This is a genomic window from Myroides guanonis, assembly GCF_900114085.1.
GTDB lineage: Bacteria > Bacteroidota > Bacteroidia > Flavobacteriales > Flavobacteriaceae > Flavobacterium > Flavobacterium guanonis.
In genome coordinates this window covers 21990-35551 of sequence record NZ_FORU01000003.1, presented here as the reverse complement: position 1 = coordinate 35551, position 13562 = coordinate 21990, and the positions used below count along the sequence as shown (strand labels likewise).

The following is a 13562-nucleotide window of genomic DNA, read 5'->3' as shown; positions in this document are numbered from 1 at the left end:
TTTAATTATAATTCATTAAACTAGAATGTTTATAAATAATAATACTTCGAAATGTCCGATTATTTAAAAATTTTTAAATATGGTTTTGTTTGATTAAATTTGTAACGTTAAAAAATATAATTCTAATTAAACTCTATTTATAGATATGGCTTTTGATATTGAAATGATTAAAAAAGTGTACGAAAAGATGCCAGACCGCGTTGCTAAAGCACGTGAGTTAGTTGGTCGTCCTTTGACACTTTCTGAGAAAATTTTGTATACTCACTTATGGGATGGTACACCAACACAGGCTTTTGAAAGAGGAAATGACTATGTTGATTTTGCTCCAGACCGCGTAGCTTGTCAAGACGCAACTGCTCAAATGGCTTTGTTGCAATTTATGCATGCAGGTAAAGAGAAAGTTGCAGTTCCTACGACAGTACACTGTGATCACCTTATTCAAGCGAAAGTAGGTGCAGCAACTGACTTGAAAGTAGCAGAAACACAATCATCAGAAGTTTTTAACTTTCTTTCATCTGTTTCTAATAAATATGGAATTGGTTTTTGGAAACCAGGAGCTGGTATTATTCACCAAATCGTTCTAGAGAACTACGCGTTCCCTGGGGGAATGATGATTGGAACTGACTCTCACACAGTAAATGCTGGTGGATTGGGAATGTTAGCAATTGGTGTTGGTGGAGCTGATGCTGTAGACGTTATGTCTGGTATGGCTTGGGAATTGAAATTTCCTAAATTAATCGGTGTTAAGTTAACTGGTAAACTGAATGGATGGACAGCTCCAAAAGATGTTATTTTAAGAGTAGCAGACATTTTAACTGTAAAAGGTGGAACTGGTGCTATTGTTGAATACTTTGGAGAAGGTGCTACATCTATGTCATGTACTGGTAAAGGAACTATCTGTAATATGGGAGCTGAAATCGGTGCTACGACTTCAACTTTCGGTTACGATGATTCTATGAGAAGATATTTAGCAGCTACAGGTCGTCAAGACGTTGTAGATGCAGCAGATAAAGTTGCTGAACACTTAACAGGTGATGCTGAGGTATATGCAAACCCTGCGCAGTATTTCGATGAGTTAATCGAAATTAACCTTTCAGAATTAGAGCCTTATATCAACGGACCATTTACTCCAGATAGAGGAACTCCAGTTTCTAAAATGAAAGAAGAGGCTGCGAAAAACGGATGGCCATTAAAAGTTGAATGGGGATTAATTGGTTCATGTACAAACTCTTCATATGAAGATATGTCAAGAGCTGCTTCTATCGTTGAACAAGCGGTTAAGCATGGAATTACTCCTAAAGCTGAGTTTGGTATTAATCCAGGTTCGGAGCTTATTAGATATACTATCGAACGTGATGGAATTATCGATACATTTGAAAAGATGGGTACAAAAGTATTTACAAATGCTTGTGGACCTTGTATTGGACAGTGGGATAGAGAAGGAGCTGATAAGCAAGAGAAAAACACGATTGTACATTCGTTCAACCGTAACTTCTCGAAACGTGCAGATGGAAATCCAAATACACATGCTTTCGTAACTTCACCGGAAATGGTTGCTGCGCTAGCAATTTCAGGGGACTTGAGTTTTAACCCAATCACAGATACGTTATTGAATGATAATGGAGAAGAAGTACGTTTAGTAGCTCCAACGGGAGATGAATTACCTACAAAAGGATTTGATGTGGAAGATCCAGGTTATCAAGCTCCAGCGGAAGATGGTTCTAGTGTTAGTATTGCTGTTTCTGAAACATCTCAACGTTTACAATTGCTAGACCCTTTCAAACCTTGGGACGGAAAAAATATTACAGGAGCTAAATTACTTATTAAAGCTTTTGGTAAATGTACAACTGACCATATTTCTATGGCTGGTCCTTGGTTGCGTTTCCGTGGGCACTTAGATAATATCTCTAATAATATGTTGATTGGTGCAGAGAATGCTTTCAATCATCTTGCAAATAAAGTTAAAAATCAATTGACAGGAGAGTATGGAGAAGTTCCTGCTGTTCAAAGAGCATACAAAGCGGCTGGTATACCGACAATTGTAGTTGGAGACCAAAACTATGGTGAAGGTTCATCACGTGAGCATGCTGCAATGGAACCTCGTCATTTAGGTGTTACAGCGGTATTGGTAAAATCATTTGCTCGTATTCATGAAACAAACTTGAAAAAACAAGGTATGTTAGCATTGGTTTTTGCTAATGAAGCAGATTATGACAAAATTCAAGAAGATGATACAATCAACTTCTTAGACTTAGTTGATTTTGCTCCAGGTAAACCATTGACTTTAGAGTTTGTTCATGCGGATGGCTCTAAAGATATTATTATGGCTAACCATACTTACAATGCTAGTCAGGTAGAATGGTTTAAGGCAGGTTCTGCTCTTAACTTAATAGCTGCAGGAAGAGCTTAATTTTTTTGCTAGTAGAGTCCCCTATAATTATAATTAATAGGCTGATTATTTTATAAAAACTGAAAACAGCAGTAAACTAAGGTTTATTGCTGTTTTTTTTTGCAAATATGCGCGATTCGATAAAAATCTAGATTACTCTTATTTATATATGAAATTAGAGAGTCTATCCTAAAATAGAATTAACTTTAAACAATCATTTTAATTTATTAGAAATGCATTCTGTAGAATTATTACAACAATTAGATTTTATTAAAGAAATTGATAAAATCAAATATATTCAGAGAAGAACAAAGCTGTTTGGTAGTGATAGGAACGAAAATGACGCGGAACATAGTTGGCATCTAGCTATGATGACTATTGTATTAGCGGAACATTCAAATGAACCAATTGATGTTCTAAAAGTGGTTAAAATGGTTCTTATTCACGATATCGTTGAAATCGATGCAGGGGATACTTTTATCTATGATGAAAACAAAGATCATTCAAATACGGATGAAGAAAGAGCAGCGGCTAATAGAATATTTGGATTATTGCCAAAGAAACAGTCGGAAGAATTGATTGGTATTTGGGAGGAGTTTGAAGCAGGAAAGACCCAAGAGGCTAAATTTGCTAGAGCCATGGATAGATTGGAACCATTGTTGCAGAATGCATCAAATAATGGAGGTACTTGGAAAGAGTTTGATGTTAGTTACAATAAAGTATATGAGAAAAAACAAGTGATTGAAGATGGATCTACAATTATATGGGATTTGGCTAAAGGTATAATCAATGATAGTGTAGAGAAGGGAATTCTATCTAAAGATTAAGAATTATGATTGTTAAAAAAGATATATTTTTAGTTCAATAATTAAGAAACATGAAAGAAGAGAAAAGTAAGAAGAAAGGGTGGGTGTCTAACATTATTTTTGTTGCGATTTTAGGTGTGATGTTTTTTACTCCATTGGGAACAGAATTAAAGATTTGGGTTAATCGATTATTTGCTTTTAGTCCTAGTGTAGAGGCTGTTTCAAATCAAGAATCTATAAGCGGAGCACATTGGTTTTTAAAAAATGAGAATGGTGAAGAAGTTTTGTTTGAAGATTTGGAAGGAAAAGTAATTCTTGTGAATTTTTGGGCAACTTGGTGTCCACCTTGTATAGCTGAAAAACCTAGTTTTCAGAAATTGTATGATGATTATAAGGATAAGGTTGTTTTTTTATTTGTGACTTCAGAATCGGAAGATAAGGTGAAAGCTTTTAAGCTAAAACATGGCTATACTTTACCAATTTATTATCCAGTCAGTGCACCACCAGAAGCAATGCAATCAAACTCAATACCTGCTTCATTTGTGATTGATAAAAAAGGTACTATTGTTGTGAAAAAATTTAGAGCTGCAGATTGGAATAGTAGTTCTTTTAGAACAATTTTAGATAGTTTGATAGAGGTTAACCCTTAGGAATAACGATTCTTGTTAATCTCACTTTGTTGTCTTCTAAATTTAAGAAAATCGTGTAAAGGAATCTGAGTGATTTCTTTAAAAGCCATGGAAAAACTTTTAGATGTTCTAAATCCAAATTCTTCTGATAGAGCTTCTATAGTGAATTGATGCCATTTTGGATTATTGGTAAGTTCTTTTACAGCATAATCTATTCGTAACTTCTTAATATATGACGTAAAACTCATTCCTTTAAACTCATTTATTACTTTAGAAAGAGTAGATCGATTGGTTGATAGTTTAATAGCTAAATCATCTAAGGTTATTTTTTCGAGAAACCCTTTACTTTTTTCAAATTCTTCGAGTTTAAAAAGTATGATTTGAGACGTTTCTAGTAAGTTTAGTGTATTAATAGATGTATTTGATATAAATTTTTGCGTTAGTGATTCGTGTAGAGTAAATTGAGCTTTGTCTATTTCATCTATTGATTGTTTATAAACTAGTATATCGAATTTAGATTTTAGCTTTTTTTGTTTTTTTTGATAATATATTACAATTGCTAATACTAAGAGTATCAAAGCTATTATTCCTAAATATGCGTTTCCAGTCCAATTTTTATTTTGAACTAGTTCCATTTCTAACTGAGTTTTAGCTTCTTTTAGCTTTCTAGCATCTAAATGAGTGTGTAGATAGCTTGCTAACTTTGTGTTATTCTTGTGTAAATTACTTGATATCTGTAATAATATGTTTGTATAATATAATTGATTTTGAATGTCATGAATATCTCTATAGTAATCAATTAAGTACTCATAGGCCTCACTTAATTCTACGTTAATAAATTTCTTTTCGAGATATAGCTTATCAATTTTTTTAAAATAATCTATAGCTAATTCTTTTTTGTTTTGTTTGAGAGCATTTTTCCCTAAATATAAATACACCAAATGTTCATTAGCAAAGTCGCCATTTTTTCTAAATTGATTTAAAGTGTTCTTTAACAGTGATTCTGATTTAAAGAAATTCATCCTTCTATAATTATACATGCCATTTACTAGATCAAAATAAGATTTAGTAAAAGCACGGTCTTCCTCATTTAACTTTTGTAAGATGGTGTATCCATGTTTTATAAGTATAGGTAAAGTATCGTTTTTCTCTAATTTAAATGAAGCTTTGCTTAAACTATACGAACTGTATGTGAAATTTCTAATACCGTCATAGGTAGTGTCTTTTCTATAGTAGTCAACGGCTTCTTTGAACAGCCTTTCAGATTTTTCATAGTCTTCTAAATGATAGTAAATGGCACCTATAGCACCTTTAACTAAGTTCAAAGTGAAATAGTCTTTTTCTTCTGTTAAGAATTTTTCTGCTAATAGTCCATATTCAAGTGCTTTTTCATAGTTTTTTTCTTTAAACTCTACAAACTTCTTGTAATCATAAGCATTACCTATATGTAATTTATTATTTGATTTTAAGGCATAGTTTAGTAGACTATCAGCATATACAATTCTGAGATTATAATTTTCAGAGAATAAGATCTTCTTCTGATATGCTTTGAAAATATCTATTTCTGATTTAGCTTTTTTAGCTTTTTGAAGGTAATTTTCAATGTATATATTATTTGTTTCAACATTTATAGAATCGGAATCTAATTGATTACGAAATTGTTCCAAAGACCAATTTTTATAATTCGTGGAATAGTTATGAGCATTTTGACCATTTGCAACAAGAAGGGATCCGATTATAATAATATATAGGAAAAACATCGAATATTTCTGTAGAGGCATATTTCAGTGATTAAATTTCAAGCCTGTTAATATACAAAATTAACATAATCAGTAGTTCTTGCATATGATGTAAATAAGGTTATTGTGTTTTTTAATTATCATAAAATCGATTTGTGAGTTCTAACTTGTTGAAATTCATGTTTGATTGATGTTTTGTCATATGTTTTGACGATTAAGACTATTCTATTCGGAGGGATGTCTTGTGTTTTATTTTTCGTTTTTATAGGTTTACTAAAACTAAGAAATAAGTGAGTCCGCTTTTTAGAAACTATATTAACTCGAAATTATGAAACAAACATCTTTATTTGTGCTTCCATGGCTTAGCATTATACTACTCACATTATTTGGAACTTCGATGTCGGCTAGTAGTCAATTTTGTTGGGAGAGAAATTCCTATTCTCTGGAATTGTACCTGATGCCCTATTATTTGACTAAGCCTGCAAGTACTTTGGAAATAACCACAACATGTATTACTAAAAAGACTCCATTTATAGAAAATTTCGAAGTGGATTCTGAAACTTTAGCATGTTGGACTATTGTTGATCAAAATGCAGATGTTGCACCATCTGCAAGTATGGGGAGTAATATTTGGAAGACTGTTAATACTGTCAAGTACGAAGGAGCTCAATCGTTTTTCTTTAAGGGAGCACAGAGTGATGTCAATAAGAGACCACATAATGATTGGTTAATAAGTCCTAATATAAAGTTAGAAAGTGGTAACAAATATAAGTTGACTTATTATTATAGAACTCCATCTGTTCCATTTTTATATGACTGTGAATTTGAAGTGTTATTATCAGAATCCGGTTCGTCGGACCTTTCTAAGTTCACCACAATACTTGTACCCAAAAAAAAGTATAGTGGGTCTAGTTCGATTTGGGGAAAAGAAGAGGTTATTATCGATGGTTCAGATTCAGAGATCAATATAGCATGGCATATTACTTCATCTTCTCAATATACAGAATTATACATTGATAAAGTTACTGTAATTGAAGAAGATAAGTGTCCTGGACCAATAGGTTTTGGAGTGAAGTCTTTAGAGACAAATAAAGCGACTCTTTTTTGGACAGATGATTTTGGTGCAACCGCTTGGGAATATTACGTTCAAAAAATGGATAGTGGAGTTCCTACAGTTAGCGGTGTAGCTACATCGATTAAGGAGGTTAACATAAGTTCAGAAACCTCTGGAGTTAACTTAAGTGAAAATACAAAATATGAATTTTATGTGAGAACAACTTGTATTACAGGGGGGTTTAGCGGGTGGAAAGGACCATTAATATTCAATACTCTTTGTAATTCGATTTCCCTTCCTTTTTCTGAAAGCTTTGATGTTGATTCTACTACAGAAGGTTGTTGGTTGATAGAAGATAATAATAAAGATGCTAAATCTCCTACGGATAGCAATGTGTGGAAAAAGTCAACTTCTAATTATTCGGGAACTCATTCTATGAGTTATTACGGAAATCAACCTGATGCATCCAAAATGCCTCATAATGATTGGCTGATTTCTCCACCTGTCAAGTTAGATACAAACAAGATTTATAGATTGAGTTATAATTATAAAACAAGTTCCAGTTTAATGTCAGATTTTCAGGTAGTTATTTCTAATTCAGGAGTTGTACCAAGTGAATTTAAAACAATTTTATTAGATAAGAAAAATAGTAAAGTATCTGATTGGGAGAAAGAAATTTTGTTTATTCAAAATATTGGAGGTCAGGTAAATATTGCTTGGAATATAACTTCTGATGAAGCAACGACAGAGTTGTATATTGATAATATAAAAATTGAAGAGATAGAATGTCCGGACCCCATAGACATAAAAATTGCCAACGTGAAATCGAATCAAGCATCCGTTTCTTGGAAAGATGATTTTAGTAGTGAATGGGAGTATATTGTACAAGAGCCTGGAGAACCATTTCCTACTGGTTCCGGGACTTCAACTACGAATAAAGATATAGTCGTAACTAAGGATAAGAACGGAATGAATATTAACGAAACTACTGAATATGAGTTTTATGTACGTTCGAAATGTTCAAATGGAAAATTTAGTGATTGGATTGGACCATTAGATTTTACGACGATTTGTAAGACTATTACTGTTTATCCTTTTACTGAAAGTTTTGAAAAAACATCAGAAACAAAAGACTGCTGGAAGATTATAAATGTGAATTCTGATAGATTTGTAAATATTTATAAAGAGGTAGAAAATGAATGGAGTTTGTATAATTCTCAAGCGTACAGTGGGGGTAGTTGTATGAATTTTTATGGAGCTTCTGGAAAAAGTCACGATGATTGGTTGATTAGTCCAACTGTTTCAATGGATCCGGCAGAAATTTATCAATTAACTTACTATTACAAAAACAACACTTATTTAGATAGTGAGTTTGAAGTACTACTGTCTACTTCAGGAACAGAAGTAGAAGATTTTACAACAACTTTAGTAGCTAAGAACAAGTATATAGGAAATGTTTATAAAAAAAACAGTGTTTATATAACTGGTGTTTCAGGAGAGGCTAATATAGCTTGGCGTGTTACTTCAAGTAATGCCGCAGCTTATCTATATCTGGATATGATTTCTATTGAAAAGTTAGATTGTATGGTTCCGTTGAATATTGAGGTAAAGGATATAAAGAAAGATGAAGTGACTTTTGAATGGGAGGATAGTCTTAATTCAGAGTGGGAATATTTGATTCAAGAGACGGGAACCTCTCTACCGGTTGGTAGTGGTAATATTACGAAGAGTAAAAAAGTTACCGCTAAAAAGACATTTGGTACATCAGGTTCTAATTTATTACCGAATACTCAATATCAAATTTATATTCGGTCAACTTGTAAAGATGCTAAATATAGCACATGGATTGGTCCAATTTATTTTACGACTGCCTGCGACGAATATACTATTCCATTTTGGGAGGGTTTTAATACGGACTCAAAGTCTCTTTCGTGTTGGACAATAATAGATAATAATAATGATGTTTCAGGAAGTTATAATAGGTGGAGGACAGAAAAAAACTATCCCTCTGAAGGAAATCAGGCGATGCATCTTTTTGGTAATACAGCAACTACTAATTTGCCATTTGATGATTGGCTTGTCTCTCCTAAGCTAAAGTTAAATCCCCTTAAATTATATAAGCTTAGTTACTATTTTAAAACATCTACAAATACGGGTAATGATTTCAGAGTTTTACTTTCTAATACGGGTACAGATCCATTAGAGTTTAAAAAATTAATACTTGATAAGACGAATTATAACGATAAGAATTGGGATAAAGAAGTATTATATTTTAGCGGTATTGGTGGTAATGTTCATATTGCATGGCAAGTTTCATCAGTTATTTCACCTACTTATCTACAAATAGATGATATGTTAGTGGAAGAGGTTGAATGCGTGCAACCTGTTAACCTTGGGAGTAAAAACGTGACAGAATCGAGTGCTGATATTTATTGGGATGATGATTATGGTTTTGGAACTGAATGGGAATATGTTGTTCAAAAGGCGAAAAGTAGCACTCCTAATTCAGGAATATTAATAAAGAACAAAACAGCAACAATAACACAAGATAAAGGAGGAAAACCTTTAGAACACAATACAGAGTATGAGTTTTATGTTCGTACAAAATGCGATAATGGAAAGTTTGGAAATTGGTCTGGTCCATTCGTTTTTAAAACGAATTGTGGTGTCTTTAAAACCCCGTTTTTTGAGGAATTTAATCCAAAGTTTTCTGAAACCTATAATTGTTGGTCGTTTGTAAATGACAATGGAGATTCGAATGCGTGGAGTACAAGTACAACAAAATACGAAGGAACTCATTCTGCATATTTTTCTGGAACATTAGCGAATGCTCCGCATAATGATTGGATGATTACTCCTACTATTGAATTTGTTGCAGGAAAAACCTATAGATTAAAATATTTTTATAGAACAGGAGTAAGTTCTACAGATGATTATGAATTTGAAGTGTCTTTGTCTAAGTCTGGTGTTGACATTAGTAAATTTACTACGGAAATAGTGTCAAAGGCGAAGTATACAGCAAATATAAAATGGGTTGAAGAGTATGTTTTTATAAAAGGTGTAAGTGGAAATGTGAATATTGGGTGGCATATAACTTCTAATACAGCTATTGACTTCTATATAGATAGTGTTTCGATTGAAGAAGTAAGTGGATGTGCTGAACCAATTTTATCTGAGATGGGAGTGAAAGATTTGGAAAGTGATCAAGTTACAATTTTTTGGGCAGGAGATTCTTTATCTAAAAAGTGGGAGTATTTTGTCCAAGAGGCAGAAGGAGGTTTTCCGAAATCGAATGGTAAGACCACGACGGCCATTGAAACTGTTGTTACTCATGAAAATAATGGTAAGATTTTAAAACATAATACCGAGTATGAATTCTATGTAAGAACAGATTGTGGAAATGGAGAGTTTAGTATGTGGCAAGGACCTTTTAAATTTACAACCTCTTGCGGTGTTTTTACGATTCCTTTTTGGGAAGGATTTAATGCGATTGATAAATCATTTAAATGTTGGACAATTTTAGACGCAAATGGAGATGCTACTTCTCCTACAGGGAATAATATTTGGAAAAAACTTTCTTCAGTATTAGAAGTTTATGAAGGAGATGGTTCGATGGGTTTTAATGGTACGAGTATTTCTCATGATGATTGGTTGATTTCACCTTCTCTTAAGATGGAACCTGGAAATTACATTTTAAAATATCATTATAAAACAACAAGTGTTGACTCATTAAATACTTCTTTTGAAGTATTAATGTCTACAAGTGGTATAGATAAAAGTAAATTTACCACAACTGTGATACCAACTAAGGTGTATAAAGAAGGAGGGTTTGTTGAAGAAGTGAAATTCTTCAATGGTATTTCAGGTATTATAAATTTAGCTTGGCATATAAACTCTAAGGAGAATTCATATGTTCATTTGGATAATATCAGCTTAAAGAAAATAGATAGTTGTCCAGAACCTTATGATGTGAAGTTAGTTAATCAGACATCAAATAGCATTGATGTAGAGTGGAAACAAGTTGGAGGTGTGAATGAGTGGGAGGTTAATGTAATGACATATGGAGGAAAAGAAACAGACATTCCCATTGTATCAAAGATTGTAAAAATGACTCCTAAAGCGACAATGGCAGGATTAGTTGCAGGACAAGCCTATACCGTTTACGTACGAGCAAAGTGCGTTGAGGGAGAGCAGAATAGTGAGTGGTCTACACCTATAGGTGGTGCTACATTAGTAGGTGTGAATGACAATTGTTCGGGAGCAATCAATATACCTGTAAATAGTGGGAAGGAATGTGATAAAAAAGTATCTGCTTCTTTTATAGGTGCCTCAAGTGAAGTTTCATTTGAAGAACCAACATGTGATACTTTAGTAAAAAAAGATATTTGGTTTGAGTTTACTGCAACCAATGAGATACATCAGCTAGCGATTAATGATTGGATAGATTTAGCTAAATCATCTTTGTCTCCTATATATGGTGCTCTTTATGATAAACCATGTAGTTCAATAGATAAGGATGCAGCACTAGAATGTTTTAATTTTAATGTATCTACTAGAACCAAAGTGTTTAGAAATTTAATTCCTGGACAGGTATATTATATTCGATTGGGGGTGGATGCTGAAAACTCAGATGTTAAACAAATTTTTAGTCTCTGTATAACTTCATTATTCTTCCACATATCGGTTAGTCCAAGTGGAGAAGAATATACAACAGAGGAGTTGGTTAAAGATGTGTTTGTGAATTCAGATTGTGATTTGGTGTCTAATGTTCGGTATCAAAATGGAGATGGAAGTGCAAAAGCGATGGCTTATAACACAATAGGTTATTTTAATAAAAACAACACTGACTTTCCTTTTAAAGAAGGAATTGTTCTTTCAACCAATGAGGTACAGTATGTTCCAGGACCAGCAAAGGGTTCTGTGGCTTCAAGAGGTGATAATAATGAAAGGTGGATTGGAGATAAAGATATTAATGACGCTATTGACGATGCAGGCGGTTTTGACGGTGGAGATAAGAAAAGAGTTACGCAATTGGAGTTTGACTTTATCTCTCTTAAGGAAACTGTTAAATTCGAGTATATGTTTGCTTCAGTAAGTTATCATAATATGTGTGTCGTTCGTTGCAGAACAGGAGCCCTATTTGCTGCTTGGTTAGTTGATACGGTTACAGGAGAAGGACAGAATTTGGCAAAAGTGAAAGAAACTAATGTGCCTATCGCAATTAATACAGTAGTCGATAGTAAAAAAGCTAGCCTTGCATGTGAAAGTTTACATCCAGAGCTATACTGGAAGCATTATGTTGATGGAGTTGATAATCCAGCGGAAGCTTATGTTGATTTTGTTGGATTGACTCATGCTATGGAATCTAAAACGGTTAAAGTAATTCCAGGACGTAAATATCACATTAAATTGGCAGTAATTGATTTTTGTGAAAACGTACAGCATTCATCAGCGGTATTCTTTAATTCAGGAACATTTGATTTAGGTTCTCTTGATCTTGGAGATGATCTTTTGATTGAAACGAATAATGCACTTTGCGATGAAGAATCTAAGATCATTTCTGCTTCTGGTGTTGCTACCATAGAAAATGCAGCAACAATTATTGAATGGTATAAAGATGAAAAATTAATAGTTGGAGAGAATAAACCTAAGTTGGAAGTTAAAGAGAGTGGGAATTATAAAATCGTTGTAAAATACCCCAATTTAGGTTGTGAAAATTCAGGGACTATAGTAGTTGAAATATATCCTAAGATTTCGGATATAGTCAAAAAACCTAACCCTTTTGAAGTATGTAAATATTCATTAGAAGCACGGGTTTTGGATTTAAATACTATTACGAACGAGATGTTTACAGACGTCAAAAATAAAGAAGATTTTATTGCAACATATTATTTAGAGGAAGTTGAGGCTATAAATGGGTCTGATAAAATTCTTGATACGAATTATTTGATTGAAGGATTTGAGAATAGAGTTATTTATATTAGAATCGATAATACTCGCACAGGCTGTCAAGAAGTGTTCCAATTACCTATTCGAATTCTTAAAGGTGAAGAACCTGATATTAGAGAAAGTGTCTCAATTTGTGGTGAATATATTTTTCCTGAATTAGAATCTAATCAGTATTATTATACAAAAGCAGGTGCAGGAGGACATGAATATAAGGCAGGGGATGTTTTAAATATTCCAGGGGAACATATTATTTATGTTTTGCAACTTAATGGTGATGAGTGGTGTTATGAAGAAACTTCATATCAGGTTTCTATAACTCAGGTAGTTAAAGCAGCGATTTTTGATGATAAAGTTTTGGATTGTGAAGTGTATGTTCTAAGTGATTTACCTGCAAATAATGCCTATTTTGATGAAGCGGGCGGACAAGGAAATGAATTGCTGCCAGGTTTTCCTATTCGAACGGATCAAACTATTTATGTGTATGCTTCCTCAAATGACGGCTTATGTGAAGATGAAAGTAGTTTTACGATCTCTTATGAAGATTGTCCAATTCAGAAAGGAATTTCTCCTAATGGGGATGGTTTAAATGATTATTTTGATCTTTCAAATCACGGAGTTAGTAGTTTGAAGATATATAATCGATATGGGTCTGAGGTATATAGTTTTGAAGGACAATATACAAATGAATGGGTAGGGCAAGGTAAAGGAAATAAAATTCTTCCTGATGGTACTTACTATTATGTTGTGATATCTCATTTCAAAACTAGATCTGGATGGGTGCAAATTAATAGATAATTATGTTAGCTAGTAGTGAGGAGGTTAAGAGGGTATGAGTTTTTTTACAACAATTAAATTTTTTCTTCTTAACCGATACACTCAATAAGTACTTAGAGATTTGAATTTTTTTATCAGATAGCATGTGCCTTTCAAGAAAGAAGAATGATACTTGGTTCTGTTAAATATCAATAGAGTTTTATTTAATATATTAGTCAATAT

General features: G+C 33.0%; 5 protein-coding genes. 4 read left to right on the top strand and 1 reads right to left on the bottom strand.

Annotation, left to right across the window (positions count from 1 at the left end):
• Window positions 1-145 precede the first annotated feature (145 nt).
• From BM024_RS03650 to BM024_RS03640, 3 genes are all read left to right on the top strand, one after another.
• Window positions 146-2410, top strand: a complete 2265-nt coding sequence (locus tag BM024_RS03650) for an aconitate hydratase (RefSeq protein ID WP_090678110.1) — start codon at window positions 146-148, stop codon at window positions 2408-2410.
• 212 nt (window positions 2411-2622) lie between these two features.
• On the top strand, window positions 2623-3216 hold the full coding sequence (locus tag BM024_RS03645; RefSeq protein ID WP_090678109.1) for an HD domain-containing protein: 594 nt from the start codon (window positions 2623-2625) through the stop codon (window positions 3214-3216).
• Between the two features lie 50 nt (window positions 3217-3266).
• Window positions 3267-3845 carry a TlpA family protein disulfide reductase gene (locus BM024_RS03640; protein WP_090678108.1) on the top strand — a complete coding sequence of 193 codons (579 nt, stop codon included), beginning with the start codon at window positions 3267-3269 and terminating at the stop codon, window positions 3843-3845.
• Here BM024_RS03640 and BM024_RS03635 read toward each other — a convergent pair.
• Entirely contained in the window at window positions 3842-5491 is a 1650-nt protein-coding gene (locus BM024_RS03635; protein WP_177190158.1) for a helix-turn-helix domain-containing protein, read from the bottom strand. The two genes, BM024_RS03640 and BM024_RS03635, sit on opposite strands and share 4 nt — an antisense overlap.
• Before the next feature lie 400 nt (window positions 5492-5891).
• On the opposite strand from BM024_RS03635, the gene BM024_RS03630 reads away from it, so the two are divergent.
• On the top strand, window positions 5892-13361 hold the full coding sequence (locus BM024_RS03630) for a choice-of-anchor J domain-containing protein (RefSeq protein ID WP_090678106.1): 7470 nt from the start codon (window positions 5892-5894) through the stop codon (window positions 13359-13361).
• Window positions 13362-13562: the final 201 nt, after the last annotated feature.

What these genes read in the sequence shown, in the direction of transcription:
- BM024_RS03630 (WP_090678106.1), top strand. Translation starts at nt 5,892, where the DNA reads ATGAAACAAACATCTTTATTTGTGCTTCCATGGCTTAGCATTATACTA.
- BM024_RS03645 (WP_090678109.1), top strand. Translation starts at nt 2,623, where the DNA reads ATGCATTCTGTAGAATTATTACAACAATTAGATTTTATTAAAGAAATT.
- BM024_RS03650 (WP_090678110.1), top strand. Translation starts at nt 146, where the DNA reads ATGGCTTTTGATATTGAAATGATTAAAAAAGTGTACGAAAAGATGCCA.
- BM024_RS03640 (WP_090678108.1), top strand. Translation starts at nt 3,267, where the DNA reads ATGAAAGAAGAGAAAAGTAAGAAGAAAGGGTGGGTGTCTAACATTATT.